Here is a 20,044-nt window from a genome sequence, read left to right on the forward strand (position 1 = left end):
TTACCGAATCGTATTATTGCTTCTTCAAGCGCATCGGCGCAAAATGAAGTATCCATCGTGTTGGATAAACGCCACGACAACACCCTTCGGCTTGCCCAGTCCATAATTGCCACCAAATAGCAAAAACCTTTGGCCATGGGAATATATGGGTGAGTAACCCGGAGGAATCTCACCTCCAGGTTCTCTCAGAACCCGGCGTGAACCTCTCAGCTCACCGGGCTCCCACTATCCCAGCCTACGGTAAAAAGCCTGCTTGCCAATGTGGAAACAACCACGGTTGACATTTAGCAATTCTGCTAAGCCAGAGCCGAGCCCTGGTTTTATGGCCTCTTAACCTTTTAAATTTCCTCATCGCCCAGCGTACCAGAGCATAATTCAAATGCCTGGCAACTGCGCTAAAACCCGATGGATAAAACTTGCAATAATAATTGATCCACCCTCTGATCTCAGGCCTAAACATATTGCCAAGATCTTCAACGGATTTCTCACTTTTAAGTTGCAAACGCCATCCTCTGACCGTCTGTCTTATTGCCTTTGAAGAACTCCGGCTTATTCCCGGTGTAAAATTGACAAAGACTCGACCATAGCGATCTTTAGACCTTCTGGGTCTAAAAGTGTACCCCAAAAAATTAAATTGAATGGTTTCATATTGCTGCTGCCGGTGTATATCCTTACATAGGAATCTTCATGAAAATGCGGTTCAATCTTTGGTTCAAGCATAAGCTTTACTACCATTTGAGCCACACGATCAGATACGGTTGGAACACCTAATATGCGCTCACCACCGGATTTCTTTGGAATACTTGCTGCCTTTACCGGGGGTGGAAAATAACTCCCGGAAGACATGCGATTCCAAATCCGGTACAGATTGTTACCGAGATTAATCTCAAAAGCCATGATAGATTGCCCGTCTACTCCGGCTGCACCTCCGTTTGCTCTTACAAGCTTAAATGCTTTCCACACAAGCTCTTTTGGAATTTCAAACGGCTTTGCCTTTATCATTCGTTCCTCCCTATAAGGTTGACGGATGTATTGGCAGGATAGCCCGACCCCTTCACTCCAAATCCATTACAGACTCTTCTATTACTACGGGTCAGTCCGCCCCTGCACTGTGCATCGGTACTCTGAGCCTTGAGGATCAATTCCTGGCTTTCTCCCTTAACATCACAGTAACAGGTTCCTGCAGTTCCACATAAAAGCCAGAATCGGGCTCACGCCATCTCTATGCCGGACACCATCCACCCAGTAAACGGGTTTCCGATGGACTTGTCCCAGAGCAACATAACATCCCCGGTTTTGATGTCGTCTATTCAGTTTCGACACTTGAATGATGGTTCACTTTCATCCCGAATTACTATTGGAAGAATGATATTGTCTAAGTGCCGATTTTTTTATTTTTCCCCATGGGGTTGTGGGAAGTGAATCCATAAGTTCGATTCGGCTGGGAAATTTGAATCTGGCGATTTTTCCATCTAAAAATTCAATCACCTCTTCTTTGGTAATGGTCTTCTCTTTATGACAAACAATAAATGCCTTTCCCGTTTCCCCCCATTTTTCATCAGGTACGCCGATGATAGCCACGTTTTCAATATTTGGATGATCCGCCAGGATTTTTTCGATTTCCACAGAGTATACATTCTCTCCGCCGCTTCGGTACATATCTTTAGCCCTGTCAACCAAATAAAAAAAACCATCCTCATCCATGTAGCCCAAATCACCGGTATGGAGTTTTCCATTGACAATTGTTTCAGCCGTTTCTTCCGGCATTTCCCAGTAACCGCTCATGACGTTCGGACCGTTCGCAACGATTTCTCCAATTTCCCCGGTCGGGAGCCTAGCACCCTCTGGATCTTCAATCCATGCCTCTGTGAAGAAATTAGGCAGACCGCAAGACCCTTCTTTCTTCCCGATAGCATTTTTTGGCATCAAAATCATTGCCGAATTTTCCGTTTGCCCGTAACCCATTTGGAGAAAAAGACCCTTTTCCTCTAGCTCCTTAATGAGGCTTGGAGGTGTTTTCTCCCCTCCTCCGATAGTAACACGTACACTGCTAACATCAACCTGATCCGGCAACCCGGTATTGAGTATGAATCGGAACATTGTTGTGAGGGCAAAAAGTATGGTAGCTTTGTGTTTTTCAATATCCAGGACAAACTGCTCCGGGGCAAAATTAAGTCTCATAAGGAGAGTGGCACCCCGGCATAAGCACGGGATGGCGACTCCGCAAAGACCTGCGGAATGGCATAGGGGGGATTGGAATAAAAAGATATCGTCCTTTCTCATATCCGTATAATCTATAATTTGAAAGCTCTTAAAATAGAATTGCCCATGCGAAATCACCGCACCCTTTGGTTCGCCCGAAACGCCGGAAGTAAACAATATACATAACGGATCATCCAAATCAATCGAAGCATCAGGCGTTGGTTCATTCGTCGGCCGGTCTTCGATGCTCTTATGATATGAAACCGCCCAGCTTGGACAATCCTGCCTTTCAGCAGTCAAACTGCTTTTCACGCAGATAAATTTATCGGCTTCCACTTGCACGGCATCACGGACAGTCTCAATGTGTTTAGCAACAATATCGTGAAAGAGAAGTAATCGACAATTGCATTTGTTGAGCTGGTGTGTCAATTCCCTTGATACCATTCGGTAGTTCAAGGGAACAAAAATGAGACCCAGTTTCGCTGCCGCGAAAAATGAGACAATGAATTCAGGACAATTCAGAAGATTAACTGCAATACGATCTCCTTTTTTGAGACCCATTTCCTGAAACAAATGGCTGATACGATTCACATCATCGTTCAATCGTTTATATGTAAAAGAGGTGTCTTCAAAGATTATAGCCGGTTTTTCCGGATTGAAAATAGCTCTTTTACTTGAAATCTTACCGATACTCCATTTCATGACCTTTAACCTATATTTGTTGTTTCTGTGCTCACCCGCACCCTTTACATTCATATCTTTTTAACGGTTTTCCATCTTCACAACTTGCCCGAAACTTCCGGCGTTACTGACCTCAAGTAGACTTACCATAGCGGAGCCAGCGCAAATGACGATACGATGATAAAATATGATATGACTCATTTTTACCCCTAAGAATCTCTCTTTGCATCTTGAACCAGCTTATAATATTCGTACGTTGATTTCATGCCATTCTCAATAGGTGTGTAACTAAACCCCAACAAACGCTGCAATTTTGTTCCGGAATAGATGAGATGTGAATCAAGAGGGAACGGCAAAGGAATTTGCCTTTTCTCAATCTCCCGCACGCTCAACATCTCTATGCTGATTTTCTTTGAACAAACTTCTTCAAAAACCTCCATTAATCTTTGATAGGATATAAGCTGCTCCGAACAAACATTAAAAGCTTGATCAAAAACAGCGTGATTTCCGAGACATTTCTGAATTACTTTCGACAGATCCACCACATACACAAAGTTGAAAAGGGGGAGATCATTCCGGGGTATAATGACCGGCTTGCTGTGGTATATAAGGTCAAAGAAGTATGTTTCTCTCGGAGCATAGTTATAGGGACCGTATATAATTGCCGGACGCAGACACGTATAGGCAATGCCACGCTTCGGGCAATCAATCTGAAGCCTGAGTTCGCAGAGCCATTTATTGAAAGCATAGTCTGCATAATCCCCTAATTCAGGCTGGGGCGCTGAGAGCTTGGGCGCGTCCTCACTCACGGGAAGAATTCTTGTGTTCTGATATATACTCGTTGTGCTGATATAGATATAATGAAAAATTCTACCAGGAAGATATTCAAGGATCTTTACAATATCTTCATCGGCTTCCCCGCAAAAATCAACAACCGCATGCCAGTCCAGCGCCGGAACCCCATCGACGATTTGTGCTTCATAATGCCTGTTGCCGACAATTTCCCTGACGCCCGCCATTTTAAGCGGAACATGACCGCGATTAAACACAAAGATATTAAAAGCTCTTTCCTTTAAAAGCTCCTCAACAAAAACCCTTCCCGCAAAATAACTACCACCCAAAATTAAAACATTTTTCATTTTCGATAACTCGTTTTCCAAGGGAACAACCTTACCTAACATAGCCAAACATCACGTTTTCTCAACCTATCATCCGTTATCTGATCGTGAATGACAGGACCATGATCCAGGAGGAAATCGCTGCTTAACCCTGAAAGGCCTTCTCTTCGAAATTCTTCAATGACGGCAGAGCTAATTTCTTCCATAATTTTCGTTTTTTCTTGAGAAGTCCGGGTATCCATAAGAGCGCTGATTCTGCCATGAATAAACCCGCCTAGTATGGGAAGACCGACAACTGCCCGATGTCGCCACTTATAATACGGGGCATAGCGTTTGTTCAGAAGAAACACCAGAGACAAAACATCGTAACAAAACTTGGTTTCAGCATATTGCGCCGCAAAGCACTCATTTCGGTGAATGGATCTCATATAATTATATTGACCAGATTGAGCGGCGGTCATGCATCGCGAAGCAATTTTGGCCAACCTCACATCCTCGGGATAAAACCCAAGCAAATCGTTTCTGATTTTTGAAAACACCCCCGGAAAATCAGTAAATACACTCCCGTTAGTACATTTGGAAAGAGCATCCTCCGGAAGATACAACCACTCCTCCAGGGTTTGAGGGGACTGGGAAATACCGATAAACCCCGCATAAAAATCTCCTACCTCGAAAACTCCCACCCGATGTTCATACACCGTACTCCGCTCGTATCCTTCAAACAATCCGGGAAGTCGGTCATATTCTCTTTGAAGCGCCTGTCCAATCGTCTCATAATCCTTTTTTCCGAGCCAAATGCAAAATCCGGGGCCCCAATCGTGGTCTCTGGATATTTCATCATCAAACCCATAGCATTCAGAACCATCGCCGACGAGACCAGCCGCAATCCGACGTTCATACCAAGGAAATTTTTCCCTGATCATGGTTAATCCGCAAGACCTGAAAAACTTTTCACAGAGCTCCAATCCCTTCATATTGCGCCCTCAATGCATTTATTGCGCATGCCCCTTTGTATCATGGCCAATATTATGCTATCCGAATTTGAAAACAAGAACATCCTCCCTGCCCACATTCTCTCCTTTAGCGATCAGCGCACTGATTCTTTCCGCTGTTTCCACCGAAACATATTTCTCTCCACAGCCCTCGCACAATCCGGCCGGCACATCCTTTATAACGTAAAGCTGTCCTTCAAGGCGGTAATCAAAATTGCCGACGGTAATAGACTTTATTTCTTCACCACAAAAAAAACACTTTTCATGAGCGTCGTTCACGGAATTCTCTCCTCTTGGCAGTCTATTTTCAGAATCCTTCCATATCAGGGGAGAAGGATAATAGGCCATGACGATTAGAAAAATGCCGACCCTTGTTTCAGTGAAAATCACATGGATCGCTTTTTCCCCGCAACCTCCCACACTTAGAAAGCTTTTGCCCCGCAAGGGATTGCTGCGGATTTCGATAATCTTTCCTTTGACGATCGCATCCTCAATTTCCTGAATATTAACGCCTTCCCCCGTAAAGAACCTCACCACATGTTCGGAAATCTCATAGCGTTTAGAAAAAATCGCATTCCTGGCCACGGTCAGGATGTCATCGACCTCGGACATAAACGTATTTTCATCCACGTAGTTGCTTTTCTGCATCCTCCAGATCCTCGTAGCCACTCTTTTTTACCAAGCGCTCCAACATCCTGAGAGAAAGGTTGTCATGGTTCGCTTCTGCCCGTTTAACATGTTCATGGTAGAGCTCTATGGTTTTGTCGCCGTAGGTTTCCAATTCCGACCTGAGATAAACGGAAAAATTGCTGCCGTCATCCGCAGGGTCCGTTGTTCTGCACGTACTCTGGTAAATCATCGGGTACTTATTCCTGATCTCCTCCTGCCAATCCGCCTCTATACGTACAATATCCTCAATCAAAGGGTTCTCTTTCAACGGGGGCAAAAGGTTGTCCATCCTGGCATACTTCTCGCTCACGAGATTTCTCTTCTCTTCTCTTGCCTCTATCAGATCGCGGAGGTAGGACTCAAGCGCTGGTTCGGGCCACTCTTCGTAAATGCTCGCCCGTATTCCTCGAAACGATTCGGGGCTGTTCTGACATGACGCAGGGGCAGCGCTTTCGACACTCCGAAACATTTCCCATTCAATAACGACGATAGTCTCTATGATATCCTGTTTCGAACTCATAACAAATAACTCCTAACAAATAAACGCCTTAAAGACGCGGAAATCATTAACTCGGCGGTTTAATTTGGATCAGTGCCTTATTCTCAATACTCAACAGCCAAAATAACTGATAAGTTATTTTTTTCCAAGTCCTAAAAAGGTTTCAAGCGGGCTTTCAGTGGGAGCAGAGAGCCGGGATATCTTCAAGGTTTCCTATTTTACGGAGGATTTCACTGCTCTCTTCCCGAGGCAAAAGTGGATACATCAACCATTTGAAATTACATTATTTATTTCGTAATATTAAAACAGTTGCCGCTATTCCAACCAATTTGGCTTCCGGGACTGATTCCCTGGGAAGATGAATTAGCTGGACTTCCATCCCTATTGAAACCCCTATCGCATTATATCCGGCAAAATGCGTCCACATCTTATATATGGCGTTGGCGGTTTCAATGTTCGGCGCCAGTAATACGTCAACTTCCCCAGCCAATGGCCCCTCAATTTTTTTCCGTAAAGCCGCCTTATGAGAAAACAGCGTATCAAGAGCAAACGGACCATCCACAATGGCATCGCTTATCTGGCCACGTTCGGCCATTTTACTAAGACAGGCGGCATCGATTGTAGACGGCATATTCGGATTGATAAGTTCAACCGCTGAAATAACCGCCACTTTTGGTTTGGGAATGCCCATAACCCTTACAAATTTGACTGCATTCTTAATTAATTCCGCCTTTTCCATAAGATTGGGAGAGATGTTCAAAACAGGATCAGTAAGATATAGTATCCGGTTTGCCCGAAGATCTTCCAATAAAGCCACGCAACTGGCAAGCCTGTCCCCCCGTATCCCCATTTTTCTATTGAGGGCGATGCCCATAAACGTCCCCGAATCAACTTTTCCCTTCATAACTGCTTCGGCCTCTCCTGCCCGGGCTATCTCAATCGCCTTGAAACAGGCTTGTTTTTCATCTTCTACATGAACAATATCAGTCCCTGCTATTAGATTAAAGTTTTCTGCTTCAATGATTCTGCTGATCTTTTCTTTATCCCCCACAAAAATGGGTTCGATCAGGCCCCGCTCTTTGGCCATTTCGATTCCCTTGAGCACCGACCAGTCTTCGGCTGCCGCAACCGCCACCCTGATGGGTTGATGCTTCTGTGCAAGTGTGATAATTTCGTCAAAATTCCTAATCATATTCTTTCTCTCTTTCTTCCCCTCGTAAAAATCTCAATCCACCGTCTGCTAAAGCCTGCATTTCATCCTCTCCGGGAAAGACCTTAACCGGAGCGATAAAGTCCACCATTTCTCTGACCCATTCAGTCAGCAGACGGGAATTGGATAACCCTCCCGTTAGTACAATGACGTCCACTATACCCTTTAAAACCACAGACATGGCTCCTATTTCCTTCGATATTTGGTATGCCATGGCCCGATAGATTTCTTCGCAGTTTTTGGCTTCCTTGGATATCTTTTCCTCTATTACCATAGCATCATTGGTACCCAGATATGCGGTTAAACCACCACCGCCCACCAGTCTCCTGAGGAGCTGATCTTTATTATAATCACCGCTGAAGCACAATTCGATAACAGATAACACGGGAAGGCTCCCCGATCTCTCGGGAGTAAAGGGGCCTTCTTCAATTCCGTGAGTGGCATCGATAATCTTTCCCTTCTTATGTGCCCCGATGGATATTCCCCCTCCCAAATGCCCTACGATCAGATTAATATCACCATAGCGCTTGCCAATATCGCGCGCGGCTTTTCCGGCTGCCGCTTTCTGACTCAAAACATGGCATCCGCTTCTACGCTTGATCTCAGGAATTCCTGAAATCCTGGCCATCGGTTCAAATTCGTCTGCTGATGGGGAATCAATAATGATAGCTGGGACATCAATCTTTCTGCTTAAGGAAAAAGATATTACCGGGCCTAAGTTGGCCGGATGCCGTTCATATTTACCCGAAAGCAGATCGTCACACATTAATTGATTGATGCGGTATATCCCGCTATCAATCGGCTTTGTTCCACCTCCCCGGCTGACAATGAGGTCGACGTCTTCCAACTTGACTTCTTTTTGCCGTAGAACATCTTCTATTATCCTGTTACGAAAGGTGGACTGTTCGATAAATGTTCGAAAAGAAGCCAACTCTGAACTGTTGTGATTAACCGTTTTTAGAAACAGGGCGTTTTCGTTCCTGAATAATCCCAACTTTGTTGAAGTTGATCCGACATTGATTACTAAAATGGTATACATACTGGGTCCTATATATCAAACTTTGTAATTATAAAACTCGATTTTCCAACGTTGTTAATGGATGCAGAACTTCATGTTTTCCTTAAACAGCGCTCAATATTATACGGAAGCGCCATTCATCATGTTTTGTCTTGTGGCTGCGCTATAAACCCCTTTACCCGATCTGAGAAGTCTCTTCAAAAGGACAGGCAAACTTTTCATATTATCAACAAAACAGATAAGATTCCCGTATTCCTCTCTCAGCGCCAATTTACTTTTTTGGTCACAACCAATCCCCAACGTCAGGAGATGTATTTTCTTTTTCCTACAAAATTCAACGGCGTCGCTCACGCCGCATCCCCAGTTTGATGCTCCGTCGGTAATATGAATCATGAGGGGGACCTTTCTTCCTCTTTTCAAGCTTAACGCCGCTGCAATAATGGCTTCCCCGGATGCGGTTTTTCCCTCCGGTGTGATCGCAAGAAACCGTCCATCTAAAAAAAGTTCCGAAATGCTGCAAATGTTTCGAATCCCATTATAGCCAAAAATTCGGGCATTTCCATTATAGGTTTTAATGGCTGCAAAAAGCGTTTGATAGGCGACTTCGTGCTGTTCCCATTTGGCGGACATGGATCCCGAACAGTCAACGAGAAGAACAACATCATGCACGAATTCGAAATAGTTTCTTTTCAGGTTGAAGACTGTCCCGGTTGTTGACGCCCTGAATAATCTTCTATGGTCCAGTTTCCCTGAACGGAGTCCCCTGTTGTAGGTGCTCTTTCGATGGGCAATGGAACGGAGAGACACACAAAGCTTATGGAACAACACCCTGTCGACTTTATTCTTTGCCCAAACAAGGGCATTGCCGCGTTTAACGCAAACCACTTTATCGACATTTGATACAATAGATTTAACATCAGCGGTGAAATCTGTTTTTTCCCCCTTAACCACATCCTCGATTCTTTTGCCAAGGCCGGGAATAGCTCCTGTTGAAGTGTCTTTTTCCTTGCCTCCCATGCCCTTACCTTCAATGTTTGAAAAGAAAAGCCGGGGGTTAAAGGTTTCCCGAAACCAGAAATTTATACAGTCGAATAATTTCGGCCATATGGAAGCATAGAGCTCTAACCGAAATGTACAGCGTTCCCTGACGCCGGATATTTCCGGACATTCATAAGTCAAGGCATCCATAATGGAATTCAGGACAGCCCATGGCCCTTTGTAGAAGTTCTTTATACGCGTTCTGTCCAACAACCCTTCACCCGATACGTCTGCATCCCTTTTTTCTAAACCGGTCTCCGTTCCGTCAAATGCCATTTTCCACCAAAGATGAAGCAGTTCAGTCACCGTAGGTGAGGAAGGAAGCCGCTTAACCGTTTCATTAATTTGAAATTCCCTGGCTTTCTTAGTATAAAGACCCAATACGTTTCTATTAGAAAGAATATCCGCATAGATTTTTTCAGCAATATCGAAAAAGAGAGAAAATCTGTAGGCATTCATATTAGACAAACACATCTTTTCCAACGCAAGTTTTTTTAAACGCTCGCTCCACTCGGTCTTTTGATAAGCTTTCTCCACGGCTATTCCAATAATGACATCCGTCTTTGCAGCGGAGACCGGGTAGGACCCCATAACAAGCGATGGATCAAGAGAAATGCCGTCACGACATTCCATTCCCTCCCAAACAACCTCCCCCGTATTTCTTCCCACGTAAGAAACAATTCTTCTGATCGAGAAAAGAAGTTTCGAAAGCTCAAGAAGCTCAACCGGTGACTTGTCCCTTCGCCAATATTCCGAGTATCCCTCTGCTTTCTGCGCCGCAAAACATTCAATGGCCTGCCCCCGCCATTTGATGCTTCTCCGGGCGATCATGGTATCCCGAACCCTTCTTTCGATAAAAAATCTTTTGTTAAAAGGATAAATTCCATATTGCTTTGCTCTGTATAACCCTTTTCGAGATGAAGAGAAAGCAGAACTGATTCGAGTTCCTTTTTACCCATCTGAAGGCTGACGGACAAGGCTTGGCTCAAACTTGCGCCAACAGCCATCATTTTTGCAATCATGAGGGTCGTTCGCGTCGAGATATCCATCCCAAACTCCCCGCTGCTTCTGAGGAAATTTACCGCAGCGATAATGTCGTCAGCCTGTTCGGAAGTAATACCGGTTTTTTTCTTCAGCACCTCCTTTTCCACTTCATTAGGCAGATAATCCATCAAAAGTAAGTAAAAGCGATCCCTAAGAGCGGCATCCAGAAGTTCTGTTCCCACAAACTCTTCACCCTCGTTAAGGGTGGCAAAAAAAACAACACCTTTCGCTACCTTTAACAGCCCCAATTCTTCTATCCATACCTCGCGATCATCCGACAACAGGGAAAAAAGCATGTTTAAGGCTTTGGGATGTTCAGGCCGGTTGATTTCTTCCAGGTGAACCACACAGTCAGGCGTCTGAATGGCTTCAGGAAAGACAAACTGTTTGTATTTCGTCTCTCCGGACTCCAACGCATATTCTCCGAAAAGCTGACCGGGTTCGGAGAGTATGCCTACCTGAAAAACGGAAAGAGGATTCCCGTAGATGGCGGCATACTGTCTTACAAGGGAAGATTTTCCGCACCCTTGTCTACCGGAAACCAGAACATTCACCGGCTGTTCCTTTGATATGGCATGTATTTTTTCCAGCATGTCAGCCATATTTCTTGTTGCATAGAAATAGGGATCTTCTTCAGGCACAATGATATTTGTTTTAGAACTCTCAGGCATTTAATTCAAGAATCTTTGTCATCATAGGTTTTCCTCAGATAATGGAATGTTTAGCTATCCTTGGCATTATCCGCCTTTTGTATGCCGCCTATGGTCACTTCCCATGGCGCATTCCCCTTTCCTCTCAATATCTCCCCATATTCCGCAACATCTTCTTCATTCAAATTGGGGAACCCCTTAAAGAAATAATTTCGTCCCAACTGATCATATTTCTTTTCAGCAAAATTATGATATGGCAGCACATCAATACCGGAAACAGCGCCTCCGAGTTCCTCTGCAAACTTCAGAACCTGTTCGGCATATTCAGGCGCATAAAAGTTCACGTCATGCACAACGGGAAGCCTGAGCCTTATATTCGCTCTGTTCTTCGCAAGTTTTTTTGCGTTTTCAAAAATCAACCTGTTGGATTTACCCGTCCATTTTAAATGTTTTTTTTCATCCATGACCTTGATGTCAAAAAGAAAAAGATCCACATACGGAAGAACTCTTTCAAAAAGTTCCCAGTCAAGAAACCCGGATGTATCCACTGCCGTGTGAATGGAATTCTCTTTTGCCAGCCTCAGTAAAGCGAGGGCCGTCTTGGGATGCAAAAGAGGCTCACCTCCCGAAAGCGTCATCCCCCCTCCCGAAGATCGGTAAAACACATCATCGCTTTTTATTTCGCTAAAAGCCTCATCCAACGTCATTACGCTGCTTACTCTTGTTATGGCGTTCTGAGGACAAACATCCACGCATTTCATACAAAGGGTGCATTTGGACCTATCTATTATTGGGGGTTTGACGTCACGCAAATCCTCTGTACATTTTTCCGTCCTCTTGCCGGGCGGAGCAATTGCTTTTTCAGGACATGCGGCAACACATGTACCGCATCTCACACATTTGTCAGCATGATGGAAAAGTTCTTCCTGGAAATTGATACATTCGGGATTGTGGCACCATGCGCAATTCAACAAACAACCTTTTAAAAAAATAGTTGTCCTGATGCCGGGCCCATCATTCAATGAAAACCTCTGAATATTGGTTACAAGGAAGCTCTCTTCCTTGTCCATAGCGGTTTGGTGAGGCAATTGTTTTCCACTCCTTTCGGGTCAATTTCCGACCAGATAAAATCTTTAAGGTTTTCAGCTCCTATATTCCCTCTCTGATCTGTTGCGCATGTGAAGGCTTTGGCTCAAAGTTTTCACATGCTTTATCGCTCAAATTTACAAGTTTACCCTTAATGATCGTTGATGAAACACCGGATGCCGACTCGCCAGCGGATCCATCACGTCTTCCGAAAAAACAGACGCCTTTCATGGGATTTCCAGTATCAACTCTCGACCACCGGCATTTTCTACAGGTGTCCGCCATAATAAAACCTCCCTGGCTAAATGAAAAACTGTCTTAATCATCTCCAAAATTGAATTACCCCTCCCCCTCGCATAAAAGGGGAAGGGCAATATCGACCCGAAAACCTGAATTTTAACTTAACGGCTGCTCAGTTCGCGCTATAATCGCATCCTGGGCATTCTTGGGCAGGCTGACAAATCTTGCACTATAGCCCGCTATCCTCACAATCAGAGATTGCCATTTTTCCGGTTCTTTCTGAGCCTCGATCATATCCTTCGTATCAACCACATTAAACTGAACATGATCAATGTTTAAATCATGCCATGCCTTCATATAGGCCGTCCATATCTGAAAACCCTTGTCTCCCCTCATAACGGAAACAGGAAGCCTCTGGTTGAACTGAACCCCTTTATACCGGTCAAACGGTATGTGCGCCACTGACTTTAAGACTGCAGTAGGACCTTTCTTGTCAAGACCAACATAAGGCGAACTGCCGCCGTCGTGCAATACCTCGCCATGAGATCTTCCAAACGGCAATGCGCCTACGCGGGGCGCCCTGGTGGCAAAGGTAGAGACTGTCTGGGGATTGCCGAGCGGATGCATCCCGCTGTAGGTTGTCTGTTCCAGCAATTTGTCTGCTACCATAGTGAACACGCGCCCTCCAATTTCATCAACATAGGGATCGTCATTGCCCCACTTGGGCGCCGCCAGCATATCCTTGCGCATCTCTTCATATCCCTTGAAATCGGCTTTCATGGCGTTTACCACATCTTCCATCGTGTATTTCTTGTCGTCAAATACCAGCTTTTTGACTGCTGCAAGCGAATCGGCGGCAGCCTGCTCTCCAGGAGTATTGTTCCAGGGATTCGGATAGGTCTTATCCACAAAAGCACCAACGCCATCGTCCATGCAGGCATCGTCCAGGGATGCCACAAAAGGAGACTCAATAAACTTGATCTCTGCCCGCCGGGTTACATCCTTATGCCGATAGTGCAACGCTGTGGCAAATTCGACCTGTTTTTCAAATGCAGCAAAGAGCTCTTCAAAGGTCTTAAATTTGGTTGCATCCCCGGTCTTGGGTCCTGTTTGTATGTTGGCAAATGAATAATCAAAACCATCGTAAAAAGCTAACTCGCAGCATTTGTCGATCCAGATTAACCCCCCGCCCTCAGTCCTGGTCTTCTGGAGGCCCCGACGTTTGCCGACCCCTGGGGCCATACACAACACCAAAGCCCAGTGGGCAGCTTCGTCCGGCGGAACCTTATAATGCTCGATCATCTGACGCGTGTTTTTCTCCTCATGCTTGATTGATGGAAAACCAAAGCCCTGAGCGATATTTTCAAAAACCAGGCGCCTTGTTTTTTCATTGATCTTCGGGCTGTATCTGAAACCAAGAGATGGCTCCGGAGTACGGACGCTTAAAGATGCCTCCAATATGGCATCGGTTAAATCATTGCAAGCGTCATTTCCATGTTCGTCAAGACCTCCAAGGGTAATGATATGCAGATCGTTGGCCCCGGGTTGCCCCTCGCGATGAGCTCTCCCCTTGGCAACGCCCCGCTCACCAACTTTCAACCTTTCACATTCAATCAGCTCAATGGCGTCTTCCCTGGTCATCGGCTGAGCGGTACTGTCAATTACGCTCGCCTTGTAATAAGGCCACATCAGTCTGTCTTCCAGGTGAGCATAACCGGATGAATAACGCTCCAGGGAGTGGCAGACAAGATAAACGAACCATTTGCTCTGCATGGCATCCTTAAAGCCCTTTGCAGGTTCGGCCGGCATTCGCTGGCAGATATCGGATATCTCCAGAAGCTCATTCTTCCTCTTCTCGGCACCCAGCACGCTGTCACTCAAGTCGAAATTCTCGGCGATAATCTTGGCCAGCCGACTATACCTTCTTGCCCACTTGATAACCGCTTTGTCCGCCACAATCATGGAACGCCAGACATCGATTTTATCCATAAGAGGCATATTCTCGGGCCCGTTCCAAGGGTATGCCCGCAGTTTTACAAAGGCTTTTGCTATATTTTCTTCGCAGGTTTTTATCCTGCCCAATAGGCCGTCTTCCAGCACCGACATATACGCGGGACACACACTCATGTAGTTGGCAACAAAAGGAGGCACATCTACAATTGTCCATGGAGTGGATATATCTATTTCGTGCGGATCATAATACGGCATACACTTGTCCTGTAGCCCCATAGGCTTCCACCATTCAGCGATATCTCGCGCCTCATCCCGGATGTCGTCATTCATAAGCTCAGGGTCCTCAACTATATCGATTGTGGGGAAAAAACCCATCTCAGGAAAAATAGCCAAGGTATCCGGATTTTCACCTGCATCCCCTACAATAAGTTCATCATCGTTAATGAAGATAGGATAATTTTCGAGGATATGATCCAATCCTTTGGCCCTTCGGATCATTTCACTTTCACCCCTTGTTTCCTTATACGCTTCAGTCAAAAGACGTGCCCGCGCGATCCCTACCTTCACCTCCGGCCTCATATACATGCCACCCGCGACATGTTTCCACCGGCATCGATCATACAAAAACTGGACCCTTCCAGTGCTTCCCGGAGTCTCTTCACAAATATTTAAGGCAACATTTTTTTGCATTTTTACCTCCTTCCAATAGGAAACTTTTAAAGCTTCTCTGTTGAGTAAAGTGGATATTCACGCAGAAACGATTTAGGACAAAAAACTTCAGTACGCTGAAAATTCTCTTCTAAAATAGTCCCGGCGAATCAAAACCCTTTTATATTGGACAAATATAAAATAGGAATTATTACTATTAAGAATAAGATTATTAATACTATTGTCAAGTAATATTTAATAAATAATTAATCTCACACTTTCTTAACAAAGCTTTCACAGGTCTCGCTATTTTCAAAAACAGGTTTGGAAAGCCAATATTTCCCCCTCTCATCCCTCCTTTCATTAACACAATCGCCTTTGCCGGGTTTAAAATCATCCGCGTGTTCCGGAACAGCAAAAAAGAAACGACACTCTTTACATTCAGCCATTTTCTCCTCCTGAAATCTTGCCATCGTTTATGCTGAGAAGCGCGCCCATCAGGGTATAAATAAAAAAACATAACTTCTTGCGCGTCCTTATCAAGCATTTTGTTCTGAGATTTATTTGTTTTTAATTTAAGTTAGACCATGGACAAAACTTGTTTTACAAGCTTTTCTATACCAATTGCCACATGGCTTATGTCGGGACCCAACATGTACGCAGGCGTTGATACGATCTTATTGTTGTTATCAACTGCAATTTCATCAACAGCACAGACCGTATGTTTGACTCCGAGAGCCTGCAAAGCGTCGATTGTCTGCTCATCGCTGCCGATTGTCAGCACAGGGGACTTGTCTTTCAAAGCCATAGCAACAGTGGCGGGCGCGATGCAAAGGGCACCGATGGGTTTGTTTGCCGTAACCATATCATCAATCAAACGTTTAACATCAGGATTGACCTCTCCACCGGGTCCTTTAAAAGCAAAATCACTCAGGTTTTTTGCCGAGCCGAACCCGCCAGGTATAATCAACCCGTCTAAATCATCTACCTGTACATCGCTTAGTTTTTTTATCTCTCCTCGCGCTATTCTGGCGGATTCTACCAATACATTCCTCGATTCATTCATTTCTTTTTGGGTAATGTGATCAATAACATGGACTTGAGGAATGTCGGGAGCCATACATATAATTTCGGCCCTCGCCTGATCGAGGAAAAGCATTGTCAGAACCGCCTCATGTATCTCTGAACCGTCAAAAACTCCGCAACCGGACAGCAACACCCCTATTTTTTTCGCCATATCTATCCTCCTCTATTTATGAATGCGTTTGAAACAACTTTCTTGCTTATGCCGACTTCGAGTTTGCGCTATACGGTTTTAATACAAGATAATTGTTTTGTCTCCATCCCAATGTTTAGTTGCAAGCAATACTCACTATCTCTGCGATATCAAAGACCTTCATTTCTTCTGTATACTTCTTCAGCCCATCTGTCATCATAAGAAGGCAAAACGGGCAGGCAGTGGCGATCTTGACGGCCCCTGTGTCCACAGCTTCTTTAGCCCTTGCCTGGTTGATTCTTGAACCTTCTTCCTCGGCCCAGTAATTGCCTCCTCCTCCACCACAGCAAAAGCTCTGTTTACGATTTCTTGGCATTTCCACCAATCGTCCTAACGACGAAATAATGCTGCGAGGTTCCGAAAAAATACCATTGCGTCTTCCCAAATAACAGGGATCATGGTAACAAATAGTCTGTTTTTCACTTCTAAGCGAAAGTTCGCCCGACGCTATGATTTTGTTTATGAATACGGGATGGGGAATGACCGTGAAAAACCCGCCGAGAGGGGGATAGTGTCGTGTGAAACTGTTGTAACAATGGGGACAGATGGTAATAATTTTCTTTACACCAAGAGAATGGAATTCTGCTATATTTTCCCGAGCAATCTCAGTAAAAAGAAACTCATTGCCCATCTGTTTGGCGGGATCGCCCGTACATCGGCTCTCTTCCAAAATTCCGAATGAAACCCGCGCCTTCTGAAGTATATTAACCATCGACCGTGCAACTTTCTGTGTCCTTTCCTCATAAACCGCAGCACATCCAATCCAGAGCAGATATTCGGTTATTTCTTTTTTGAAAATGGGAACATTCATGCCTTTGCGCCAGTCATTGGGACCGGAGCCTGTCCCGAAAAACGGATGCTGCCTCGCCTCAAGGCTTTTATGTGCTTGCCCCATGGTTTCAGGTATTTCCGACCGCTCCATAAGCAGGTGCTGCCGCATTCTCATAATGGCCTTCGGCTGATTTACTGAAACAGGACAGACCTCCATGCAGGCTGCACAGGTTGTACAGCTATAAATCGCATTCCCGGATATTTCTTCAAGAAGGGAATCATCCTGAAATCTGTCTTCGTTCATGTATTCTGAAAGTGTGACGATGACCATTTTGGGAGAAAGACTCTTGCCTGTCTGGGCCGCAGGGCATACCTCATGGCATCTCCCACACCATAAACAGGTAGAAAAATCAAGCAATCTCTTGCGGCTGAAGTCAGCAAGTTTGCAGACCCCAAGACCTGGCAGATCCTCGGCTTCCTCGGCTTCCTCGGCTTCAAAGGCATCGAAGTCAAGTACCCCCATTTTAGGCCCTGGCACAGGAATGGCGAGACCGGTGTTGATAGGCGCCAAAACCAGATGGATAAGGGGAGAGTAAGGAATATAAGAGATGAAAGCCAAAGCGATAAGCCCATGCCCCCACCAAATGATTTGGTGAAGGAAAAGCTTGTCTCCCCTGCCGCATAGAAAGCCTGCAGTCCAATTCCCCACAAAGGCGCCTTCCTCAAATCCGTTGTGAGAGATCCTCAGCGCCTCAAGCAAAAAACCAGTCAAAATAATTACTGCAATAACTGTTTCCATGAGGATGAACCCTGAGCGCGCTTTTGCGACAACCAATCTCTCAGGGGGAAACGCCAGTCTGCGAATTAACAGGAAAAGAGTGCCTGATAATGCCGCTAACCCGGCGGCGTCAAGCGCAAATGACATGAACCACCGGTTAAATGCACCCTTAAAGACCGGAAGACCGAACAGAACATTCGTGAACACAAGGGCAGACCCGATCGACAGGAGCAGCATTCCCCAGAACAAGAAACCGTGAGCAATGCCGGTGAACAGTTTTTTGTAAATACGGGAGCCGAGTATCCCTTTGGTGAAAAGGGAGCAGATATAGACGGAACCTATCTTCAGGGAGGAACTTGGCAAACTAAAACTTCGCAAACTAGTTTTAGCCAGACCTTGTTTAATCCGTTTCCAGTGACCATACAATCCATAGAGGAAGATAAATAGCAAAGGAACCGCCAGTAAATCGACCACAATTCCATAATTTATGTTCCAATATGGAACCCGCCCCATTTATGCTTCCTCCTTCAGTGCTTCAATCAGAGCGGGCACCACTTTTTTGTAATCCATCACGATTCCAAACCTAGCCCTGTTAAAGATGTTGGCCTCTTCGTCCTTATTAATGGCAACTACACACTTGGCATTTGCAATACCTGCGAGATGCTGACTTGCACCCGATAAGCCTATGGCAAGATAGATGCTTGGCGCCACGATTTTCCCGGTCTGACCTATCTGCATGGAAGGCTGAGCCCATCCGTCATCCACAGCGCCCCTTGAGGCACCAACAGCGCCCTCTTTAAACAGAGTTGCTAAATCTTGAAGCATGGCGAAGCTATCTTTAGACCCGATACCCCTGCCGCCGGATACGATAATGTCGGCATCTTCCAGAGGAACGCCCTCAGCTTTGTCTTCGTGTTCAGCCAAAAGAGATACCAGTGTTTGCACCTTTTCCAGAGCTTCAGATGGCGTGGCACCTTCCAGTTCGGCTTTTTCAAAATACTTCCGCCGTATGGTAAGAATTGCAGGCTTCGCATTCAACTTGTATTTTGCGACAACCTTACCGCCGTATATGGGGCATGACACTTCCGTATCCGAATCTACTGCGATCACTTCAGAAATGATTGCCGCCTGCAAACGCGCGGCCAATGGACCGGCCAATGACGACCCGGTGGTTGTCGCACTAAACAGGATAACCTCGTAACCACACTTCTTCACAAGTTCAGCCAGTGCCGGCAAAAGATTTGCGCCTATGGTTTCTTCCGTTTGGTAAGCTTTTCCGTAGGAACCGGGAATTTCTCCTTTCCCAATGCCGACGACATCAGGCTGGCCACAAAATTTCTTGCTGACCGTTACTAATTCAGCAAGTTTTGCAGGATCGATAACTTCAACGATCAGAGTTTTCATAAGTACCTTCCCTCCCTGAGCTTCTGGAGCAACAAACTTACGGTATCATCCATGTCCTCAATTGGCAAAAGTTCACAAACGGACTCTATTTGGGGTATTTCCATGGAAATTTCTTCAACACCCATAGCAACAGCGTTAATTTCCTCAATCTTTTCCACAGATTTCTTCTTGGCCGCAAAAATGGCACGAACCGCGGGAATACGCGGAACATTTTCAGGAACGCTTGTTATAGACAGAACGGATTTTCCTGATATCTGGAGAGTTCGACTGCCGGTTTCGACAATCTGATTCAGCTTATATACTCCGTTTTCAACTTTTACATCGCTCACTTGAGGTATAAACGGCAGGTTCAGCATTTCGGCCAAAATACTGTGAACAACACCCCGATCCATATCTGCGGACTGCCGACCTGACAATACCAGGTCCACATCGCCTAATTTTTCAATCGCCAATCTCAGATTTGACGCAATTATAAAGGGATCGTTTGAATTTCCCAAAACGATTATTAATTGCTCAGCACCCATGGCAATCCCTTTCCTCAAAACAGGAATATCATCTGCCGTTCCGTAGGAAACAAGTGTAAGTGCAGCGCCGATTTTTTCTTTCATCTGTACGCCCAACTCAATAGCGTTCTCATCGTACAGCCCGATCATTCTGGTGTACCTCTCATGAGCTCTTCCGCCCACAAGCTCAAAATCGCTGGAAGGCACTTCATAATCAGGCACAACCTTTGCCAATACAACAATATGCATGCGTCACTCTCCTAT

General features: G+C 45.3%; 19 protein-coding genes and 1 pseudogene. All 20 read right to left on the bottom strand.

Going from position 1 to position 20,044, the window contains the following annotated elements:
- A pseudogene (locus VXK47_RS04545) lies at positions 1 to 173 on the bottom strand (DDE-type integrase/transposase/recombinase); the annotation flags it as partial.
- Positions 174 to 235: 62 nt separating this feature from the next.
- Positions 236 to 625: a group II intron maturase-specific domain-containing protein gene (locus VXK47_RS04550; protein ID WP_435547586.1), complete on the bottom strand. Its 390-nt coding sequence runs from the start codon at positions 623 to 625 to the stop codon at positions 236 to 238.
- Positions 550 to 1,002 carry a hypothetical protein gene (locus tag VXK47_RS04555; RefSeq protein WP_435547587.1) on the bottom strand — a complete coding sequence of 151 codons (453 nt, stop codon included), beginning with the start codon at positions 1,000 to 1,002 and terminating at the stop codon, positions 550 to 552. The genes VXK47_RS04550 and VXK47_RS04555 overlap by 76 nt, the downstream gene beginning before the upstream one ends.
- Positions 1,003 to 1,341: 339 nt before the next feature.
- Positions 1,342 to 2,904, bottom strand: a complete 1,563-nt coding sequence (locus VXK47_RS04560; protein WP_435547588.1) for a class I adenylate-forming enzyme family protein — start codon at positions 2,902 to 2,904, stop codon at positions 1,342 to 1,344.
- A 188-nt stretch (positions 2,905 to 3,092) separates the two neighbouring features.
- On the bottom strand, positions 3,093 to 4,022 hold the full coding sequence (locus VXK47_RS04565) for an NAD-dependent epimerase/dehydratase family protein (RefSeq protein WP_435547589.1): 930 nt from the start codon (positions 4,020 to 4,022) through the stop codon (positions 3,093 to 3,095).
- A 35-nt stretch (positions 4,023 to 4,057) separates the two neighbouring features.
- The gene (locus VXK47_RS04570) at positions 4,058 to 4,924 is read right to left on the bottom strand and encodes a DUF4037 domain-containing protein (RefSeq protein ID WP_435547590.1); all 867 of its coding nucleotides are present in this window, start codon (positions 4,922 to 4,924) and stop codon (positions 4,058 to 4,060) included.
- Positions 4,925 to 5,032: 108 nt separating this feature from the next.
- Positions 5,033 to 5,641 (bottom strand): YgiT-type zinc finger protein, encoded by a 609-nt coding sequence (locus VXK47_RS04575; protein WP_435547591.1) that lies wholly within the window; start codon positions 5,639 to 5,641, stop codon positions 5,033 to 5,035.
- The gene (locus VXK47_RS04580; protein ID WP_435547592.1) at positions 5,616 to 6,182 is read right to left on the bottom strand and encodes a DUF4125 family protein; all 567 of its coding nucleotides are present in this window, start codon (positions 6,180 to 6,182) and stop codon (positions 5,616 to 5,618) included. The genes VXK47_RS04575 and VXK47_RS04580 overlap by 26 nt, the downstream gene beginning before the upstream one ends.
- A gap of 262 nt (positions 6,183 to 6,444) precedes the next feature.
- A complete protein-coding gene (locus VXK47_RS04585; RefSeq protein ID WP_435547593.1) occupies positions 6,445 to 7,353 on the bottom strand; it encodes a phosphate acyltransferase in 909 nt (302 codons plus the stop codon).
- A complete protein-coding gene (buk, locus tag VXK47_RS04590) occupies positions 7,346 to 8,410 on the bottom strand; it encodes a butyrate kinase (protein ID WP_435547594.1) in 1,065 nt (354 codons plus the stop codon). The genes VXK47_RS04585 and buk overlap by 8 nt, the downstream gene beginning before the upstream one ends.
- A 99-nt stretch (positions 8,411 to 8,509) precedes the next feature.
- Positions 8,510 to 10,258, bottom strand: a complete 1,749-nt coding sequence (locus tag VXK47_RS04595; protein ID WP_435547595.1) for a vWA domain-containing protein — start codon at positions 10,256 to 10,258, stop codon at positions 8,510 to 8,512.
- A complete protein-coding gene (locus tag VXK47_RS04600) occupies positions 10,255 to 11,142 on the bottom strand; it encodes an AAA family ATPase (protein WP_435547596.1) in 888 nt (295 codons plus the stop codon). The genes VXK47_RS04595 and VXK47_RS04600 overlap by 4 nt, the downstream gene beginning before the upstream one ends.
- A gap of 50 nt (positions 11,143 to 11,192) precedes the next feature.
- Positions 11,193 to 12,209: a glycyl-radical enzyme activating protein gene (locus VXK47_RS04605; protein WP_435547597.1), complete on the bottom strand. Its 1,017-nt coding sequence runs from the start codon at positions 12,207 to 12,209 to the stop codon at positions 11,193 to 11,195.
- 61 nt (positions 12,210 to 12,270) lie between these two features.
- Entirely contained in the window at positions 12,271 to 12,492 is a 222-nt protein-coding gene (locus VXK47_RS04610) for a hypothetical protein (protein WP_435547598.1), read from the bottom strand.
- A 111-nt stretch (positions 12,493 to 12,603) separates the two neighbouring features.
- Positions 12,604 to 15,090, bottom strand: coding sequence for a pyruvate formate lyase family protein (locus VXK47_RS04615; protein ID WP_435547599.1), 2,487 nt, complete (start codon positions 15,088 to 15,090; stop codon positions 12,604 to 12,606).
- A gap of 230 nt (positions 15,091 to 15,320) precedes the next feature.
- Positions 15,321 to 15,497 carry a benzylsuccinate synthase gamma subunit family protein gene (locus VXK47_RS04620; RefSeq protein ID WP_435547600.1) on the bottom strand — a complete coding sequence of 59 codons (177 nt, stop codon included), beginning with the start codon at positions 15,495 to 15,497 and terminating at the stop codon, positions 15,321 to 15,323.
- Positions 15,498 to 15,628: 131 nt separating this feature from the next.
- The gene (elbB, locus tag VXK47_RS04625; protein ID WP_435547601.1) at positions 15,629 to 16,285 is read right to left on the bottom strand and encodes an isoprenoid biosynthesis glyoxalase ElbB; all 657 of its coding nucleotides are present in this window, start codon (positions 16,283 to 16,285) and stop codon (positions 15,629 to 15,631) included.
- A 115-nt stretch (positions 16,286 to 16,400) separates the two neighbouring features.
- Positions 16,401 to 18,386 (bottom strand): heterodisulfide reductase-related iron-sulfur binding cluster, encoded by a 1,986-nt coding sequence (locus VXK47_RS04630; protein WP_435547602.1) that lies wholly within the window; start codon positions 18,384 to 18,386, stop codon positions 16,401 to 16,403.
- Positions 18,387 to 19,277: an electron transfer flavoprotein subunit alpha/FixB family protein gene (locus VXK47_RS04635; protein ID WP_435547603.1), complete on the bottom strand. Its 891-nt coding sequence runs from the start codon at positions 19,275 to 19,277 to the stop codon at positions 18,387 to 18,389.
- On the bottom strand, positions 19,274 to 20,029 hold the full coding sequence (locus VXK47_RS04640; RefSeq protein WP_435547604.1) for an electron transfer flavoprotein beta subunit/FixA family protein: 756 nt from the start codon (positions 20,027 to 20,029) through the stop codon (positions 19,274 to 19,276). Before VXK47_RS04640 ends, VXK47_RS04635 begins: the two co-directional genes overlap by 4 nt.
- Positions 20,030 to 20,044 lie beyond the last annotated feature (15 nt).

The sequence above is a fragment of the Desulfobacterium sp. N47 genome, from assembly GCF_051233685.1.
Classification (GTDB): Bacteria; Desulfobacterota; Desulfobacteria; order Desulfobacterales; family RPRI01; genus RPRI01.

Coding starts and splice junctions, on each gene's coding strand:
- VXK47_RS04595 (WP_435547595.1), bottom strand. CDS start 10,258: ATGATCGCCCGGAGAAGCATCAAATGGCGGGGGCAGGCCATTGAATGT.
- VXK47_RS04600 (WP_435547596.1), bottom strand. CDS start 11,142: ATGCCTGAGAGTTCTAAAACAAATATCATTGTGCCTGAAGAAGATCCC.
- VXK47_RS04635 (WP_435547603.1), bottom strand. CDS start 19,277: ATGAAAACTCTGATCGTTGAAGTTATCGATCCTGCAAAACTTGCTGAA.
- VXK47_RS04560 (WP_435547588.1), bottom strand. CDS start 2,904: ATGAAATGGAGTATCGGTAAGATTTCAAGTAAAAGAGCTATTTTCAAT.
- VXK47_RS04565 (WP_435547589.1), bottom strand. CDS start 4,022: ATGAAAAATGTTTTAATTTTGGGTGGTAGTTATTTTGCGGGAAGGGTT.
- VXK47_RS04575 (WP_435547591.1), bottom strand. CDS start 5,641: ATGCAGAAAAGCAACTACGTGGATGAAAATACGTTTATGTCCGAGGTC.
- VXK47_RS04615 (WP_435547599.1), bottom strand. CDS start 15,090: ATGCAAAAAAATGTTGCCTTAAATATTTGTGAAGAGACTCCGGGAAGC.
- VXK47_RS04570 (WP_435547590.1), bottom strand. CDS start 4,924: ATGATCAGGGAAAAATTTCCTTGGTATGAACGTCGGATTGCGGCTGGT.
- VXK47_RS04585 (WP_435547593.1), bottom strand. CDS start 7,353: ATGATTAGGAATTTTGACGAAATTATCACACTTGCACAGAAGCATCAA.
- VXK47_RS04580 (WP_435547592.1), bottom strand. CDS start 6,182: ATGAGTTCGAAACAGGATATCATAGAGACTATCGTCGTTATTGAATGG.
- buk (WP_435547594.1), bottom strand. CDS start 8,410: ATGTATACCATTTTAGTAATCAATGTCGGATCAACTTCAACAAAGTTG.
- VXK47_RS04640 (WP_435547604.1), bottom strand. CDS start 20,029: ATGCATATTGTTGTATTGGCAAAGGTTGTGCCTGATTATGAAGTGCCT.
- VXK47_RS04630 (WP_435547602.1), bottom strand. CDS start 18,386: ATGGGGCGGGTTCCATATTGGAACATAAATTATGGAATTGTGGTCGAT.
- VXK47_RS04555 (WP_435547587.1), bottom strand. CDS start 1,002: ATGATAAAGGCAAAGCCGTTTGAAATTCCAAAAGAGCTTGTGTGGAAA.
- elbB (WP_435547601.1), bottom strand. CDS start 16,285: ATGGCGAAAAAAATAGGGGTGTTGCTGTCCGGTTGCGGAGTTTTTGAC.
- VXK47_RS04620 (WP_435547600.1), bottom strand. CDS start 15,497: ATGGCTGAATGTAAAGAGTGTCGTTTCTTTTTTGCTGTTCCGGAACAC.
- VXK47_RS04610 (WP_435547598.1), bottom strand. CDS start 12,492: ATGGCGGACACCTGTAGAAAATGCCGGTGGTCGAGAGTTGATACTGGA.